This is a genomic window from Sphingomonas sp. AC411 (genome assembly GCF_979253035.1).
Map to the genome: position 1 here is coordinate 509,566 of NZ_CEEDAQ010000001.1, position 16,870 is coordinate 526,435.

A 16,870-nucleotide genomic window follows, 5' to 3' on the forward strand; every position below is an offset into this window, starting at 1 on the left:
TTCATGGATAGCGCTTTGCGAGAAAGCGCTTCACATTTTTGACTAGGTTGGATGATACGGACGCCACATGACCATGATTTATACGATCGGCTATGAAGGCGCGTCGCTCGCGGACTTCCTTGCGACCCTGCATCAGGCGGGTATTCAGCGTGTCGTTGACGTTCGTGAACTGCCGCAGTCGAGACGTCCAGGATTTTCAAAAAACATTCTTGCCGCTGCGCTTCAGAACGAAAATATCGCTTATGAACATAGGAAGCGCCTTGGTGATCCCAAACCGGGGCGCGATGCAGCGCGCGCCGGACGTCATGATGAATTCAAGCAAATTTTTGCAGCCCATATGGAGACGACTGCTGCAAAAGATGAGCTAAATAATTTGGTCGCGACTCTGGCATCGGAGCGCTGCGTTCTCCTTTGCTATGAAAGAAATCACAAGCAATGCCATCGACAACTCTTGTGCGATGGTCTCCAGAAGCTAGGATCGTTTGAGATCAAGCACATTGGCGTTCAGCCCTTGGCGCGATCTGGGGGGAAGATCGCTGATGGAGCCGAGCGGCACGCTGGAGCATGCTGATGGAGAAGCTTTCGTAGTCATCAAGGCTGCGCCTCGAGTCAGCCAGCAATATGGGGCAACAGTTTGTTGCGCGGCCATAGATAGAAACGGCGCCTGGGTTCGACTTTACCCCGTGTCATTTCGGTACCTCGAAGAGAGGCAAAAATTTCGGCGCTGGGACCGAATTCGGTATCGATGGCGACTACCGCGTGCAGTGGTAGATCGCCGATCTGAAAGTCGGCGCGTCGACGATCGTTCTATTGAGATTATCGGCAGTTTGCCCGCCTCAGAGCGCGGGCCGTTGATACATCGAACCGCTGTTAGCAGCCTAAAAGCCGAATCCGCTGCCGGGCGTAGTTTGGCTCTTCTGAAAATCGAGGTCGTTGACTTCCGTATTGAGCGCCGTTCCGTTGAGGAGGTCGGGCGCGAACTAGCTAGCCGAAAAGCCATCCGCGAGCAGGGCGATATGTTTCAGCTTTCGGAAAACGTAGCATCAGAAGCGTCGCCTTTTGCATTTAAATATACGTATCGCGACGACGACGGGCTTCATACGGGTACTTGCCAAGACTGGGAAACCGAAGCCACTTTTCTTCGCAGACGCGCTGAATTTCAGTCAGAGGCGAAGGCGCTGGACTGGATGCAGCATAAATTTGGTGTCGAATTACCGGCGAGGGGCATCGTGCTCGCGATGGGAACGCATAAGCGACGTTTAGATCAATGGCTCATCAACGGGATTGTTCAGGTCGCTCCTGCGCCCATGCAGCAGAGCCTGTTATAACCTATTCGAGAAAGCATTTGATCTAACGTAAGTTTGTCGGCGGCATATGTGCAAAAAGGCCGCGGTGTTTCCACCGCGGCCCGTTCGTTCGATCAGCAATCCCCAACCCTTACTGGTCGAGGAAGCTCCGCATTTTCCGGCTACGCGACGGATGCTTCAGCTTCCGCAGCGCCTTCGCCTCGATCTGGCGGATGCGCTCGCGGGTCACCGAGAACTGCTGGCCGACTTCCTCGAGCGTATGATCGGTGTTCATGCCGATGCCGAAGCGCATGCGCAGCACGCGTTCCTCGCGCGGGGTCAGCGACGCCAGCACGCGCGTGACCGTCTCCTTGAGGTTCGCCTGGATCGCGGCGTCCACCGGGATGATCGCGTTCTTGTCCTCGATGAAGTCGCCGAGATGCAGATCCTCCTCGTCGCCGATCGGCGTTTCGAGGCTGATCGGCTCCTTGGCGATCTTCATCACCTTGCGCACCTTCTCCAGCGGCATGGAGAGGCGCTCGGCCATCTCCTCCGGGGTCGGTTCGCGGCCCTGCTCGTGGAGGAACTGGCGGCTGGTGCGGACCAGCTTGTTGATCGTCTCGATCATATGGACCGGGATGCGGATGGTCCGCGCCTGGTCCGCGATCGAGCGGGTGATCGCCTGGCGGATCCACCACGTCGCATAGGTGCTGAACTTGTAGCCGCGGCGATACTCGAACTTGTCGACCGCCTTCATCAGGCCGATATTGCCCTCCTGGATGAGATCCAGGAACTGCAGGCCGCGGTTCGTGTATTTCTTGGCGATCGAGATCACCAGCCGCAGGTTCGCCTCGACCATCTCCTTCTTGGCGATCCGCGCCTCGCGCTCGCCCTTCTGGACCATGTTGACGATCCGGCGGAACTCGATGAGCGCCATGCCAGTCTGCTGCGTGATGTCGGCGATCTCGGCGCGGATGCGCTCGACCGCTTCGCCCTCGTTGGCGACGAACGCGGTCCACTTCTTGTCGACCTTGTTGACCGTCGTCAGCCAGTTCTCGTCGATCTCGTGACCGATATAGCGATCGAGGAAGTCCTTGCGCGGCACCTTGTGGCGCTCGGCGAGGCGCAGCATCTGGCCACCCAGCGCGGTCAGGCGACGGTTATAGGCATAAAGCTGATCGACCAGATATTCGATCTTGGCGTTGTGGAACTGGACGCTCTCGACCTCGGCCGTGAGTTCCTCGCGCAGCTTCTGGTACTTGCGCTCGTCGGCGGCCGAGAAATCGCCGCCGATGCCCATCGCGTCGACGCGGCTCTGCTGGATCTTGCTGAACTTCTTGTAGAGCGCGGTGATGCTGGCGAACCGTTCGAGCGCGATCGGCTTGAGCTGTTCTTCCATCTGCGCGAGGCTGAGGGTGTTGTCCTCCTCCTCGTCGTCCGAGGCGCGCGGGGTGCGGCGCTCGCCGTCCTCGTCCTCGTCGGCGGACGGCTCTTCGGGCTCGGCCTCTTCCTTGAACGAAGGGCCGGCGTTCTTCTCGCTGATCTCGCCGTCGTCGGCTTCGCCGTCCTCGGCCATTGCCTCGGGCGCGGGGTCCTTCGACAGCATCGCGTCGAGATCCATGATCTCACGCAGCTGCATCGTGCCCTCGTTCAGCGCGGTCGACCAGTCGATGATCGCGTTGAAGGTGATCGGCGACTCGCAGAGACCCAGGATCATCGTGTCGCGACCCGCCTCGATCCGCTTGGCGATCGCGATCTCGCCCTCGCGGCTGAGCAGCTCGACCGCGCCCATCTCGCGCAGGTACATGCGGACCGGATCGTCGGTGCGATCGATGGTCTCTTTCTTCTTCTCGATCGCGGGGCCTGTGTCGGCATCCGCGTCGGCGGCCTCCGGCTCGTCCTCGTCGTCCTTGGCGGGCTCGGTCTCGCCGTCCTCGCCGGCTTCGTCGTTCTCGACGATGTTGATGCCCATCTCGCTCAGCGCGGCGCTGATGTCCTCGATCTGGTCGGACGACATCTCGCCCTGCGGCAGCGCTTCGTTGAGCTGCTCATAGGTGATGTAGCCGCGCTTCTTGGCGCGCGCGATCACCTTCTTGATCGACGCATCGTTCATGTCGATCAGCGGCGCATCGCCGGTTTCGTTCGTCTCGGCGGGTTCCGCCATGTTCGCCTTAGCCATCAATCGCCCTCGGTACCCAACGCTCGGGCGTCTTCGTTCGACTGTACAAGATTTGCAAGTCGGACTTCCAACGCCTGTTTCTCTCTTACCATAGCCACTTGTCGTTCGAACGCATCTTCGGTGAAGTGCGTCTGCATCGCCGCGGTCGCCTGCTTGAGTGCCGCGTCTACCTCAGGCCGCGCGACCATGATCGCGATCGCCTCGTCGAGGTCGGCACGGACGCGGGCTGGATCGGCCGTGGTCTGCGTGAACGAGTAGGGCATCGTATCGGCTCTCAACAGGTCACTCGCGACTGAATTGAAACCGGACCTCGCCAATATGGTGAGCAAGCGCCCGCTATCAAGCTTCTGGTCCTCAAGTGCAACATCTACGACCGCTTCGAACAATCGCCCGAGATCTCCATCCAGCAGACTAAGGGGCCCCAGCACCTCCATATGGCGGGTGATCTCGGCTGGATGGCGGATCAGCCCGGCTAAAACGCGCTTGGCCAGCGCGTAGTCAATGCCGGCGGCCCAGAAAGCCTTAGTGTCGGCGGTGACTGGCGCAGCGGGGGCTTCCAGCCGCCCTTGGGGCGCTCGCCGCGGGGGACGAAGGGCGCGCGGACGGGTTTGAAATGCTCGTAGAAGCGGTTCTTGAACTCGGCATGGTATTGCTGCTTCACCGACGGGTCGGCGATGCCTTCCGCGAGTTCGTGGAGGCGGCGCTTGAGGCCGGCGCGCTGTTCGGGAGTGTCGAGCGCCTCGGCGGCGACTTCGGACGCCCATAGCCGGTCGACGAGCTGTTCGGGGGTCTTGAGCAACGCCTCGAACGCCCCGGGACCGCCGGCACGGACGAGATCGTCGGGGTCCTGGCCTTGCGGGAGCGTGACGAAGGCGAGGCTGCGGCCGGGCGCCAGTAGCGGGAGAGCGCGGTGGGCGGCCCGGAGCGACGCCTTCGGCCGGCGCCGTCGCCGTCGAAGCAGAGCAGGGGCACGTCGACCATCCGCCACAGTCGTTCGAGCTGCGCTTCGGTGAGCGCGGTGCCGAGCAGGGCGACCGCTTCGCCGAAGCCGGCCTGGGCGAGCGCGATGACGTCCATATAGCCCTCGACCACGAGCACGCGGCCGGACTTGCGCGAGGCGGGGGCGGCCTTGTCGAGATTGTAGAGCGTGCGGCCCTTGTCGAAGAGCGGTGTGTCGGGCGAGTTGAGGTATTTGGGCTCGCCACCGTCGAGCACGCGGCCGCCGAACGCGATCGTCCGCCCGCGGGGGTCGCGGATCGGGATCATCAGCCGGCCGCGGAACCGGTCGTACGGGTCCTTGCCTTCGACCGAGATGAGCATGCCGGACTCGACCAGCATCGGATCGCCGTACTCCTTCAGCGCGGACTTGAGCTTGCCGCGGCTGTCGGGGGCGAACCCCATGCCGAATGCGCGCGCCGTCTCGGGCCTGATCCCGCGGCGGTCGAGAAGCGCGCGGGCTTCGGTGCCGGGGAGGCCGTTCAGTTGTTCGGTGAACCAGTTGGCGGCGTCGGACATGACCTCGTGCAGGCCTTTGGCGCGTTCGGCCTTGGCGGCGGACTGGCGGTCCATCGCGGGCATGTCCATCCCGGCGGCCTGGGCGAGTTCCTTGACCGCATCCATGAAGGGCAGGCCGCGCTGGTCGGTCATCCACTTGATCGCGTCGCCGTGCGCGGAGCAGCCGAAGCAGTGGTAGAAGCCCTTGTCGTCGTTGACGTAGAAGCTGGGCGTCTTCTCGTTGTGGAACGGGCAGCAGCCCTTGTGCTCGCGACCGGCCTTGGTGAGTTTGGTGGTTTTTCCGACGAGCGCCGAGAGCGACGTGCGGGCGCGGAGTTCGTCGAGGAATTGTGGGGTTAGGGCCATGGGATGACTTTGGTGGGAGTGGTTTGTGCGACCACGCCCTCCCCGACCCCTCCCGCAGGCGGGAGGGGAGTAGAAGGGGGCTGCCTTCGCGGGGAGCGCAACAGAGTCCCCCTTCCGCTTGCGGGAGGGGTTAGGGAGGGGCGTTCCGCAAGTACGCGCCCGATCTCGACCACTACGCCCTCCATCCGCTCCAACACGTCGTTGTTCCAGAACCGGATCACACGGTAGCCTTGTTGTTCGATGAAACGCGTTCGCCGCGCGTCGTCGTCGGAGTGCCAGTCATGCTGTCCGCCGTCGACCTCGATCACGAGCTTGGCCCCGCGGGAAACGAAGTCGCAGATGAACGGACCGATCGGGACTTGCCGATTGAACCGCACGCCCGAAGTTCGACGCGCGGCGAGGTGCTGCCATAGCGCGCTTTCGGCCCGCGTGGGGTTGGTGCGGAGTGCTCGGATGCGGGTGCGTTGTTCCAATGCTCCGTCTCCTTTGTGGCACTGCCCTCCCTCGACCCCTCCCGCGAGCGGGAGGAGCAGTCAGCTCAGCGCTGCCTTTACCAGGCCGCTGGCCTTACTCATGTCCAGCTCGCTTGCGTGGCGCGCCTTCAGTTCGGCCATCACGCGGCCCATGTCCTTCATGCCTGTCGCGCCGAGCTCGTCCTTGATCGCCTCGATCGCCGCCGCGGTCTCCGCCTCGCTCATCTGCTGCGGGAGGAAGCGTTCGATCACCGCGACCTCTGCGGTCTCCGCATCGGCGAGCTCCTGGCGGCCGCCCTTCGAGAACATCTCGATCGACTCGCGGCGTTGCTTGACCATCTTCTGCAGCACTTCGATCACCAGCGCGTCGTCGCTCTCCGGCGGTTCTCCGTCCGCGCCTCGATGTCGCGGTTCTTGATCGCGGCCTGGATCAACGAGATAGCGTTGCGGCTCTGCTTGTCGCCGGCCTTCATGGCGGTCAGCTGCGCAGCCTTGATGTCGTCGCGAGATCATGTACTGGTCTTTCGGGCGGTTCGGGATAGCCCGACGGGATAGCGCGTCCGCCGAATGTTTAACAGATTGACGCTGCGGCGCGGCGGCCTTAGCGGACACCACTTAGCGACATCGTCAATGTAAAGAGAGTGCCCAGCCTGATGGCCGACGCCCAGCCTATAGCCATGCCTGCCGGTGCAACAGGCGTCCTCGTCCTCGCCAATGGCGACGTGATCTGGGGTCGCGGGTTCGGCGCAGAGGGCAGTGCGGTCGGCGAAGTGTGCTTCCACACCGCGATGACCGGCTATCAGGAGGTGCTGACCGACCCGTCTTTCGCCGGGCAGATGATCTGCTTCACCTTCCCGCACATCGGCAATGTCGGCGCGAACCCCGACGACGTCGAGGCGGACGACCCGCACGCGCTGGGGATCATCGTCCGCGAGGACGTGACGCAGCCGTCGAGCTTCCGCGCGGTCGAGGGGCTGGATGGCTGGATGAAGCGGCACGCGCGGATCGGGCTTTCGGGCGTCGACACGCGTGCGCTGACGCGGCGGATCCGGGTCGCGGGGGCGCCCAATGGGGTGATCGCGCATTCGGCTAGCGGCGAGTTCGATGTGGCGGCGCTGCTGGCGATGGCGCGGGCTTGGCCTGGGCTTGAGGGGATGGACCTCGCCAAGGACGTGTCGACCGAGATGCATTATGGCTGGGGTGAGGATGCGCCCGGCGGCACGTGGCGGCTGGGCTTCGGCTATGGGGACAGCTCGCAAGCAGGAGAGGGCGCTTCTGCTCCCCTCCCGCTTGCGGGAGGGGTCGGGGAGGGGCTGACCAATCAGCGCCGACCCCGCCTGAGGCCATGCTCCTCCTCAACCCCTCCGCTCCGCGGAGGGGAGCAGAAGGCCCGACCCCACGTCGTCGCGATCGATTACGGCTCGAAGCGCAACATCTTCCGCAACCTCGTCGCGGCCGGCGCGAAGGTGTCCGTCGTCCCCGCCACCGCCAGCTTCGAGCAGGTGATGGCCCTGAACCCCGACGGCATCTTCCTGTCGAACGGCCCCGGCGACCCCGCCGCGACCGCCGACTACGCCGTGCCGGTGATCCGCCAGCTGCTGGAGACGGGCAAGCCGCTGTTCGGCATCTGCCTCGGCCACCAGTTGCTCGGCCTCGCGGTCGGCGCGACCACAACCAAGATGTTCCAGGGCCACCGCGGCGCCAACCACCCGGTCAAGCGCCTGAGCGATGGTGCGGTCGAGATCACCAGCATGAACCACGGCTTCGCGGTCGAGCGCGAAAGCCTGCCCGCGAACGTCCGCGAGACGCATGTGTCGCTGTTCGATGGGTCGAATGCGGGGCTGGAGCTGACCGATCGGAACGCGTTCAGCGTGCAGTATCACCCGGAAGCGAGCCCAGGGCCGCAGGACAGCCTATACCTCTTCGAGAAGTTCGTAGGGCAGCTATCGTGAGTGGGGCAGCGTCGATCGATCAGCAGAAAGTCTTGAAGTATCTTCACGACCGACTTGCTGGCGGCGACGCACGATACTGCACTATTCCGACCATCAAGAAAAATGCCAAGATCTCCGGGTCAAACCAATATGTATTAACTTTGACCGACGATTTGGAAACGGTCGGTTACATTATCACTCGGCAAGCTTATCAGATTTCGGGTGGGCGATTGTTTCAAATTACGGCAGCCGGAATTGATTTTATTGAAACGGGTCAACGACTCGTATCGGTGCAAAGTGCATCGTGGACAGGGCGTCTTGACCTTTCTGAAAATAGAAAAAATGAAATACGAGGAAAGCTGGCAGAGATTCTTGTGATTATCGAGAAGTCTCGCCTCTCCAATTCTCAGCGTGCAAACGCAATCGCTATTATTGAAGCTACAGAAAAGCTCGTTGAAACACCTGACCCGCTTTGGCCTGAAATTATGAGGCTTCTAAGGTCACCAGTGCTTTCAAATATCAATGGGGTGGCGGGCCTTGTGCTGGCCATCGTCGGACTAATTCTAACAGCGGCGACCATGTAATGCCAAAACGCACCGACATCTCCTCGATCCTCGTCATCGGCGCAGGACCTATCGTCATCGGCCAGGCGTGCGAGTTCGATTATTCGGGCACGCAGGCGATCAAGGCGTTGAAGGAGGAGGGCTATCGTATCGTCCTCGTCAATTCGAACCCCGCCACGATCATGACCGATCCCGAGCTGGCCGACGCGACCTATGTCGAGCCGATCACGCCCGCGATCGTCGCCAAGATCATCGAGAAGGAGCGTCCCGACGCGATCCTGCCGACGATGGGGGCCAGACCGCGCTGAATACGGCGTTGGCGCTGTTCCATGACGGTACGCTGGAGAAGTACGGCGTGACGATGATCGGCGCGGATGCCGATGCGATCGACATGGCGGAGGACCGGCTGAAGTTCCGCGACGCGATGGACCGGATCGGGCTGGAAAGCGCTCGCTCGGCTATCGCACACAATGTTGAAGAAGCCTTGGAAGGCCTTGAGAAGACCGGGCTTCCGTCGATCATCCGGCCGAGCTTCACGATGGGCGGCTCGGGTGGCGGCATCGCGTATAACCGCGAGGAATTCATCGCGATCGTCCGCAACGGGCTCGATCTGTCGCCGACCACCGAGGTGCTGATCGAGGAATCGCTGCTCGGCTGGAAAGAATACGAGATGGAGGTGGTGCGCGATCGCAACGACAACGCGATCATCATCTGCTCGATCGAGAATGTCGATCCGATGGGCGTCCACACCGGCGACTCGATCACGGTCGCGCCGGCGCTGACGCTGACCGACAAGGAATACCAGATCATGCGTAACGCATCGATCGCGGTGTTGCGTGAAATCGGTGTCGAAACAGGCGGTTCGAACGTACAGTTCGCAGTCAATCCGAAGGATGGCCGGCTGGTCGTCATCGAGATGAACCCACGTGTGTCGCGCTCGTCCGCGCTGGCGTCGAAGGCGACCGGCTTCCCGATCGCGAAGGTCGCAGCCAAGCTGGCGGTCGGCTATACACTCGACGAGATCACCAACGACATCACCGGCGCCACGCCCGCGTCGTTCGAGCCGACGATCGACTACGTCGTGACGAAGATCCCACGGTTCGCGTTCGAGAAGTTCAAGGGCGCGTCGAACACGCTGGGCACGGCGATGAAGTCGGTCGGCGAGGTGATGGCGATCGGTCGCAACATCCATGAATCGATGCAGAAGGCTTTGCGCGGGCTCGAGACGGGCTTGTCAGGGTTCAACCAGGTCGATCATCTGGTCGGTGCGCCGCGCGCGGAAATCGAGGCGGCGTTGGCCGTCGCGACGCCGGACCGGTTGCTGGTGGCGGCGCAGGCGCTGCGCGAGGGCTTCACGGTCGCCGAAGTGCATGCGATCGCGAAGTACGATCCGTGGTTCCTGGAGCGGATCGCGGAGATCATCGCGGCCGAGGCCGAGGTGATGAAGGACGGCCTGCCGATCGACGCGCCGGGCATGCGGCGTTTGAAGAGCATGGGGTTCAGCGACAAGCGGCTCGCGTGGCTGGCGCTGCAATCCGCCAATCTGCGCGGGATGAACCGCGGGATCGCGCGCGGGTCGGGGCTTATCCACGAGGTCGTCAAGGCGATGACCGGCGGCGTGACCGAGGAGGAGGTGCGCCAGCATCGTCTGAAGCTGGGCGTGCGGCCGGTGTTCAAGCGGATCGATACGTGCGCGGCGGAGTTCGATGCGAAGACGCCGTATATGTATTCGACCTACGAGGCGCCGAGCTTCGGCGAGCCCGAGAACGAGTCCGAGCCGACGGATCGCAAGAAGATCGTCATTCTCGGTGGCGGGCCGAACCGGATCGGGCAGGGGATCGAGTTCGATTACTGCTGTTGCCATGCGTGCTTCGCGCTGGCGGATGCGGGCTATGAGACGATCATGGTTAACTGCAACCCGGAGACCGTGTCGACCGACTACGACACGTCGGACCGGCTGTATTTCGAGCCGCTGACCGCCGAGGACGTGCTGGAAATCCTGCATGTCGAGGCGTCGAAGGGCGAGCTCGTCGGCGTGATCGTGCAGTTCGGCGGGCAGACGCCGTTGAACCTTGCGCGCTCGCTTGAAGCTGCCGGGATTCCGATCCTCGGGACGACGCCGGACGCGATCGATCTGGCGGAGGACCGTGAGCGGTTCGCGGCGCTGATCACCAAGCTCGGGCTGTTGCAGCCGGCCAATGGCCTGGCGCGGAGTCGGGACGAGGCGGTCGCGGCGGCGGAGCGGATCGGCTATCCGGTGCTGATGCGGCCATCGTATGTGCTCGGCGGCCGGGCGATGGAGATCGTCGATACGCTGGGGCAGCTCGAACATTATATCGCGACCGCGGTGCAGGTGTCGGGCGACTCGCCGGTGCTGATCGACCAGTATCTGCGCGATGCGATCGAGGTCGATGTCGACGCGATCTGCGACGGGACCGACGTGGTGGTCGCGGGCGTGTTGCAGCATATCGAGGAGGCGGGCGTCCATTCGGGCGACTCTGCGTGCTCGATCCCGCCTTACTCGCTGTCGGCGGAGATCATCGCCGAGATCGAGCGGCAGACGGTGGCGCTTGCGCATGCCTTGTCGGTCGTCGGGCTGATGAACATCCAGTTCGCGGTGAAGGACGGCCTGGTCTACCTTATCGAGGTGAACCCGCGCGCGTCGCGCACCGTGCCGTTCGTCGCCAAGGCGATCGGTGCGCCGATCGCCAAGATCGCCGCGCGGGTGATGGCGGGCGAGAAGCTGGTCAACCTCCCGAAGATCGACCGGCATATCGACTATTATGCGGTGAAGGAGGCGGTGTTCCCTTCAACAAGTTCCCCGGCGTCGATCCGGTCCTGTCACCGGAAATGAAGTCGACCGGCGAAGTCATGGGAATCGATCCCGATTTCACGATTGCGTTTGCCAAGGCTCAGTTGGGTGCAGGGACGATCCTGCCGACCAAGGGCAACGTCTTCGTCAGCGTGAAGGACGGCGACAAGGCGATGATCGTCGAGGCGGTCAAGGCGCTGGTCGATACCGGCTTCTCGATCGTCGCCACGGGCGGCACCGCGGATTACCTCGCACTCGCGGGGCTTCCGGTCGAGAAGGTCAACAAGGTCGCGCAGGGCCGGCCGCATATCGTCGACCGGATCAAGGACGGCGATATCGCACTGATCTTCAACACCACCGAGGGGTGGCAGAGCCTCAAGGACTCGCAGCCGATCCGTGCTTCGGCGCTCGGCCAGCGTATTCCGTACTTCACGACGGCACCGGCTTCGCTCGAGGCGGCGAAGGCGATTGCCAAGCTTTCGACGCACAGCCTTGAAGTACGGCCGCTGCAATCCTATTATTCGCAGTCGCACAACTGATCCCGACATAAGCGTGATGTGTGGGCGGGGCCGTTATGGCGCCCCGCGCGGGGTAATGGATTTGGGGACGAGAAGATGGCGACCGTCGAAAAGATGCCGATGCTGCAGGAAGGCTATGAGACGCTCAGTGCGGATCTCAAGCGCCTGAAGGCCGAACGTCCGACGATCGTCGACGCGATCGAAGAGGCGCGCGCGCACGGCGACCTGAGCGAGAACGCGGAATATCATGCCGCGAAGGAGCGTCAGGGCCAGGTCGAGGCATCGATCTCGGATATCGAGGACAAGCTGTCCCGCGCGCAGATCATCGATCCGAAGGACCTTTCGGGCGACAAGGTCGTGTTCGGCGCGACGGTGACGTTGCTCGACGAGAACGACAAGCCGGTGAAGTACCAGATCGTCGGCCAGACCGAGGCGAACGCCAAGACGGGTCGGATCTCGTACAATTCGCCGCTGGGTCGTGGGCTGATCGGGCGCAAGCTCGACGAAGAGGTCGAGGTCACGGTGCCGGCTGGCGAGCGCTATTACGTCGTCTCTAAGATCGAGTTCATCTGAGCCCTATGACGTTTTTCGAGACGCGGGCGACGGCGATCATCACGATCGTGACGGTCATCGTCTCGGGATTCCTGGTGCTGAGCGGGTCGCTTGGGTATTGGGCGGTGAATGCCGGGTTCATTCCGTTGCGGCTGACCGATCTTGGTATTCCTAGCGACCATATGTTTATCGTGCCCGCTTGGGCGACGCCGCTGACCGCGACGTTGATCCATGGCGGGTGGGCGCATATCGCGCTGAACCTCGTGATGCTGGTGTATTGCGGGCAGTTCGTCGAGAAGGCGCTGGGGACGGTCGGGTTGGTCGTTGTGTACGTGCTGGGCGCGTATGCGGCGGCGGCTGGGCATTGGGCGTTTGGGCCTGAGTCTACCGCGCCGATGATCGGTGCTTCGGGCGCGATTTCGGCGGTCGTTGGGGCTTATGCGCTGTTGTATGGCGAGCGGCGGGCGCAGGCGATCGGGCCGGTGCCGGCGGGGGTCGTGCATGTGGTTTGGCTGGCGGCGGCGTGGATCGGGATCCAGTTGCTGATGGGGCTGGCCGGGTTCGGGGCTTCGGTTGGGGCTAGTGGGCCGATTGCTATTGGAGCGCATATCGGCGGGTTCCTGGCGGGGCTGGTGCTGGCTCGGCCGTTGTTGCTCTGGCATTACCGGGCGGCTTGAGAGTCCTTTCCGTTCGTCCTGAGTAGCTGCTGAGCTTGTCGGAGCGGCGTATCGAAGGATGGGTTGGCGCGCGCGGGACCTGTGCTTCGATACGAGCCATCATACGTTCCTTACGGAGCTACTTGGTCTCTACTCAGCACGAACGGGTGGGAGATGTCGCGCTTGTGCGCCTTCGTCGACTGTGCCGGCGTAGCTCTACCCTATTTAGGCGGAGGTAGGGCGTGATCGGAATGGGTCTGTCAACGAGCCGGCGCAACGGGTACCGGGAGCACCGCTAAGCGTGCCCTCACCCATCGCCGCCTTTGGCGTTCTCTCTCTCCCGACGGGAGAGGGAAGAGCCCGCGGCTGCTTTGCCGTGGGAAGGGTGGGGGCAAGTTGTTTTGCGCTACGCCAGTTTCGCGAGTTCTTGAGCTCAAGCCCAAGTCGGCTAAGGCAGATGTGCTGTCGCTCAAAACCGTCATCACCGCGCAGGCGGGGATCCATATTCTATGCCGTTGCGAGTTTGCCGCGACAGTAGCCTGTATGGGTTCCCCCGCGGGAATGACGGCGTTAGTGGTGGTCGGGTCAGGCAGCCGGCGTAGCCGTCAGGTTCGGCTCAAGCATGCGGTGCAGATGCACCACCACGAACTTCATCTCCGCATCATCCACCGTACGCTGCGCCGCAGCACGCCAGGCCTTTTCGGCGCTGGCGTAGTCGGGGAAAACGCCGACGAATTCGATCTTGCTCAGATCGTTGAAGTCCAGGGTGCGCGGGTCGCTGACGCGGCCGCCGAATACGAGGTGGAGCTTGCTCATGCGCTGCTGTTCCTTGGGAGGAGGTTGCAGATGCCCTAGCGTGTTCGACCCGCGCTTTGAACCCTTTGCCGGTGGTTCTTTTAGACCGCCGGCTTTTGCGAAACGGCCTTCGCACCTGCGGTACCCGCCGTGCTGAGCGCCTTCACGACGCCTTCGAGCAGACCCTTGGCCTGGCCGCGCGCATTGTCCTTGGTGAGGCCGAGTTCACCGAGTTCCGACTGGCCGGCAGCCTTGGCGGCGGCGGTGGCGGCGACGACGGTCTCGCTGGAGACGCTTGCCGACCGGCGCGAGCAATTCCTTCTCGCGCGCCGAACGCGGGATCAGCGCGCCGGCGAGCGCACCAACGGCGAGGCCGCCGACGAGGATGCCGAGCGGATTGGATCTCGAGGTTGTTGACGACGCGCTTGGTCTTCTCGCGTGAGACTTCGAGAACCTCGAGGCCTTGTCGCCGGCCTCGTGGATAGACCTTCGATGCGGTCTCGCGGACGGTGTCGAGGCCCTCGCGCAGGCGGCTTTCAGTCTCGTGAGCGGCTTCGTTGGCGGTGGTCTTGGCGTCGGTCATAGGACGGTCCTTCTGGTGGCAAGCTGCTCGTCGTTCAACGCGAGCCGGGACTTCATGGTTTCAAGGCTTTTAGCGGCCGCGGCGAAACAGGCCGACGATCCGGTGACGGGCGAGGAACAGCCCCGCGACCGCAGCGAAGCCGGCGGTGGGGCCGGGATTGCGCTTCACCGTCTCGACACTCGCGGTCAGCGCTGCGGTGCCGGCATCGGCGACGTCGCGGCTGGCGTTGAGCGCGAGCTTCCGCGGGTTGAGCCGGTCCTGCAACTGCCCGACCGTCATCATGACGCGCTGGCGGGCGAGGGCAGCTTCGATCTCTGCGGCGGCGACTTTGGCGGATGTCATGATACGGGCTCGCTTTTGGTCTGAAGCTTCGACTTGCCGATCATCGCCAGAATGCCGGCAAGTGCCAGCACCACAACGACGACGATCGCGGTCGCCCATCCAGGCCCTACCAGCGTCGCCAGCGTCAAGATCGCACCGACCAGCAGTGCGATCAGCGCGGCCAGCGCCAACGTACCGCCAACGGCGAAGAACATCGCCGCCGACTTGTACGCGTTCGCCGTCTCACCGAACTTCGCCTTGTAGACCGCCACTTCAGCCGTCGCGAGACTCTTCGTCTCGGTCGCCAGCCGACCAACGATCGACGAAAGGCTTTCGTCTTCGCCGGTCAGCATCACGGGATCGGACAAGGGCTCAGGCCTTCGGGTTTGCGTCGACGCCCGACTGGACCAGTCGCGCGATGACGAAGCCAATGGCCGCTGCTGCACCGACCGCGATCGCCGGCGACTTGCGCACCAGTTCGCGCGCGTCGTCGACCAGCTCGTCGATATCCTTCGCCTTCACCTGATCGGCGAAACCGGAGACGCTGTCGGCGGCGCTGCGGGCATAGCCGCCGTACTGCGAGCCGAGCTTGTCGTCGACCTGACCGGCGGCGTCGTTGAGAAGCTGGGCGATCTGCTCGAGCGCGCCGCTTGCACGGGCCTTGCCGTCCTCGGCGAAGGTGCGCGCCTTGTCGGCGGCCTGCGCGCTGTACTTGCTGGCGCTCTCCTTGATCGCCTGCTTGGCGTCGGCGGTCTTGCCGGCGGCGTTGCCCGTCTCGTTCTCGATCGTCTTGCCGAGCTCGGTACCGACGTGGTTCGCGGTCGTTTTCAGGTCGTTGACGGTATCGTTTACGCTGGAGTCGGCCATGACGGTCCCTTTCAGAATTGTTACGCCCTCAACACCGCCGCCGGAGCACGGTTCTCGAATCGTCGCGCGATTGCACGACACTGTTCTCGGGGCGTGCGCGCGATTGCCCGCAATGGCGTGAGACGGTAGAGGCGGCGCGAACGACCCGGCACCGGGATTTGTAGGAGCATCGTTACGTGACCGCAATCATCGACCTTCATGCACGCCAGATCCTCGACAGCCGCGGCAATCCGACCGTCGAGGTCGACGTGCTGCTCGAGGATGGCAGCTTCGGCCGCGCGGCTGTGCCATCGGGCGCCTCGACCGGCGCGCACGAGGCGGTCGAGCGGCGCGACGGCGACAAGACCCGCTGGGGCGGCAAGGGCGTCGATGGCGCGGTCGATGCGGTCAACGACGAGATCACCGACACCGTGCTCGGCATGGACGCGGAGGACCAGTCGGACCTCGACCGCGCGATGATCGAGCTCGATGGCACCGAGAACAAGGGCCGGTTGGGCGCGAACGCGATCCTCGGCGTCAGCCTCGCCGTCGCCAAGGCCGCGGCCGAAGCGCGCGGCCTGCCGCTGTATCGCTATATCGGTGGCGTGCAGGCGCATCTGCTGCCGGTGCCGATGATGAACATCATCAACGGCGGCGAGCATGCCGACAACCCGATCGACTTCCAGGAGTTCATGATCGTGCCGGTCGGCGTGTCGAACATCCTCGAGGCGGTCCGCTGCGGCTCGGAGATCTTCCACACGCTGAAGAAGGGCCTCAGCGAGAAGGGCCTGTCGACCAGCGTCGGCGACGAGGGCGGTTTCGCACCGAACATCGGCAGCACGACCGAGGCGCTCGACTTCATCATGTCGAGCATCGAGAAGGCCGGCTACAAGCCCGGCGAGGACGTGATGCTCGCGCTCGATTGCGCGGCGACCGAGTTCTACAAGAACGGCAAGTACGACATCTCGGGCGAGGGCCGAATCCTCGAGAGCGCCGAGATGGCGGAATATCTCGCGGACCTGACGCGGCGTTACCCGATCTTCTCGATCGAGGACGGCATGGGCGAGGACGATTGGGAGGGCTGGAAGACGCTCACCGACCTGATCGGCGACAAGGTTCAGCTGGTCGGCGACGATCTGTTCGTGACCAACCCCAAGCGCCTGAAGCGCGGCATCGACGGCGGCTATGCGAACTCGCTGCTGGTGAAGGTCAACCAGATCGGCACGCTGACCGAGACGCTGGAGGCGGTGTCGATGGCGCAGCGCGCGAAGTACACCGCGGTGATGTCGCATCGTTCGGGCGAGACCGAGGATTCGACGATCGCCGACCTGGCGGTCGCGACCAACTGCGGTCAGATCAAGACGGGCAGCCTCGCGCGGTCGGACCGGTTGGCGAAGTACAACCAGCTGATCCGGATCGAGGAAGAGCTGGGTGATGCGGCGCGCTATGCGGGCCGCGACATCCTGATCGGCGGCTGATAGGCTGGAGCCCGGAG

The 16,870-nt window shown here is 63.5% G+C and carries 14 protein-coding genes and 3 pseudogenes; 9 read left to right on the top strand and 8 right to left on the bottom strand.

Annotated elements, in window-relative coordinates; translation table 11 throughout:
- Window positions 1-73: 73 nt before the first annotated feature.
- Together AC0IX7_RS02665 and AC0IX7_RS02670 are read left to right on the top strand one after the other, a co-directional pair.
- Window positions 74-571, top strand: coding sequence for a DUF488 domain-containing protein (locus tag AC0IX7_RS02665; RefSeq protein ID WP_471810384.1), 498 nt, complete (start codon window positions 74-76; stop codon window positions 569-571).
- Window positions 572-764: 193 nt separating this feature from the next.
- Entirely contained in the window at window positions 765-1,328 is a 564-nt protein-coding gene (locus tag AC0IX7_RS02670) for a hypothetical protein (RefSeq protein WP_471810386.1), read from the top strand.
- Window positions 1,329-1,437: 109 nt separating this feature from the next.
- Here the strand turns inward: AC0IX7_RS02670 and rpoD are convergent, their stop codons facing one another.
- The 4 genes and pseudogenes from rpoD to AC0IX7_RS02690 form a co-directional block, all read right to left on the bottom strand.
- Complete coding sequence (gene rpoD / locus AC0IX7_RS02675; RefSeq protein ID WP_471810388.1) at window positions 1,438-3,465, bottom strand: RNA polymerase sigma factor RpoD; 2,028 nt, start codon at window positions 3,463-3,465, stop codon at window positions 1,438-1,440.
- Window positions 3,465-5,325: pseudogene (dnaG, locus tag AC0IX7_RS02680) on the bottom strand (DNA primase). The gene rpoD and the pseudogene dnaG overlap by 1 nt, the downstream one beginning before the upstream one ends.
- Window positions 5,316-5,798 (bottom strand): endonuclease domain-containing protein, encoded by a 483-nt coding sequence (locus AC0IX7_RS02685; protein ID WP_471810389.1) that lies wholly within the window; start codon window positions 5,796-5,798, stop codon window positions 5,316-5,318. The pseudogene dnaG and the gene AC0IX7_RS02685 overlap by 10 nt, the downstream one beginning before the upstream one ends.
- 60 nt (window positions 5,799-5,858) lie before the next feature.
- A pseudogene (locus AC0IX7_RS02690) lies at window positions 5,859-6,271 on the bottom strand (GatB/YqeY domain-containing protein).
- A gap of 180 nt (window positions 6,272-6,451) precedes the next feature.
- On the opposite strand from AC0IX7_RS02690, the gene carA reads away from it, so the two are divergent.
- From carA to AC0IX7_RS02715, 5 genes and pseudogenes are all read left to right on the top strand, one after another.
- Entirely contained in the window at window positions 6,452-7,750 is a 1,299-nt protein-coding gene (carA, locus tag AC0IX7_RS02695) for a glutamine-hydrolyzing carbamoyl-phosphate synthase small subunit (protein ID WP_471810391.1), read from the top strand.
- Between the two features lie 32 nt (window positions 7,751-7,782).
- Window positions 7,783-8,313 (top strand): hypothetical protein, encoded by a 531-nt coding sequence (locus AC0IX7_RS02700; protein WP_471810393.1) that lies wholly within the window; start codon window positions 7,783-7,785, stop codon window positions 8,311-8,313.
- Window positions 8,313-11,643 (top strand): annotated as a pseudogene (gene carB / locus AC0IX7_RS02705) (carbamoyl-phosphate synthase large subunit). The gene AC0IX7_RS02700 and the pseudogene carB overlap by 1 nt, the downstream one beginning before the upstream one ends.
- A 75-nt stretch (window positions 11,644-11,718) precedes the next feature.
- The gene (gene greA, locus AC0IX7_RS02710; RefSeq protein ID WP_056052861.1) at window positions 11,719-12,195 is read left to right on the top strand and encodes a transcription elongation factor GreA; all 477 of its coding nucleotides are present in this window, start codon (window positions 11,719-11,721) and stop codon (window positions 12,193-12,195) included.
- Between the two features lie 5 nt (window positions 12,196-12,200).
- Window positions 12,201-12,851, top strand: a complete 651-nt coding sequence (locus tag AC0IX7_RS02715; RefSeq protein ID WP_471810395.1) for a rhomboid family intramembrane serine protease — start codon at window positions 12,201-12,203, stop codon at window positions 12,849-12,851.
- A 564-nt stretch (window positions 12,852-13,415) separates the two neighbouring features.
- Here the strand turns inward: AC0IX7_RS02715 and AC0IX7_RS02720 are convergent.
- Window positions 13,416-13,646: a DUF4170 domain-containing protein gene (locus AC0IX7_RS02720; protein WP_471810397.1), complete on the bottom strand. Its 231-nt coding sequence runs from the start codon at window positions 13,644-13,646 to the stop codon at window positions 13,416-13,418.
- A 165-nt stretch (window positions 13,647-13,811) separates the two neighbouring features.
- Here AC0IX7_RS02720 and AC0IX7_RS02725 point away from each other — a divergent pair, with 165 nt between their 5' ends.
- Window positions 13,812-14,042, top strand: coding sequence for a hypothetical protein (locus tag AC0IX7_RS02725; protein ID WP_471810399.1), 231 nt, complete (start codon window positions 13,812-13,814; stop codon window positions 14,040-14,042).
- Between the two features lie 235 nt (window positions 14,043-14,277).
- Here the strand turns inward: AC0IX7_RS02725 and AC0IX7_RS02730 are convergent, their stop codons facing one another.
- Genes AC0IX7_RS02730 through AC0IX7_RS02740 form a run of 3 tightly spaced genes read right to left on the bottom strand, consistent with a single transcriptional unit; the run spans window position 14,278 to window position 15,396 of the window.
- Window positions 14,278-14,550, bottom strand: coding sequence for a phosphatase (locus tag AC0IX7_RS02730; protein WP_132740434.1), 273 nt, complete (start codon window positions 14,548-14,550; stop codon window positions 14,278-14,280).
- Window positions 14,547-14,897, bottom strand: a complete 351-nt coding sequence (locus AC0IX7_RS02735) for a phage holin family protein (RefSeq protein ID WP_471810401.1) — start codon at window positions 14,895-14,897, stop codon at window positions 14,547-14,549. The genes AC0IX7_RS02730 and AC0IX7_RS02735 overlap by 4 nt, the downstream gene beginning before the upstream one ends.
- A 4-nt stretch (window positions 14,898-14,901) precedes the next feature.
- A complete protein-coding gene (locus AC0IX7_RS02740; protein WP_471810403.1) occupies window positions 14,902-15,396 on the bottom strand; it encodes a hypothetical protein in 495 nt (164 codons plus the stop codon).
- A 176-nt stretch (window positions 15,397-15,572) separates the two neighbouring features.
- Between AC0IX7_RS02740 and eno the strand changes: the two genes are divergently transcribed.
- Window positions 15,573-16,853, top strand: coding sequence for a phosphopyruvate hydratase (eno, locus tag AC0IX7_RS02745; RefSeq protein ID WP_471810405.1), 1,281 nt, complete (start codon window positions 15,573-15,575; stop codon window positions 16,851-16,853).
- Window positions 16,854-16,870: the final 17 nt, after the last annotated feature.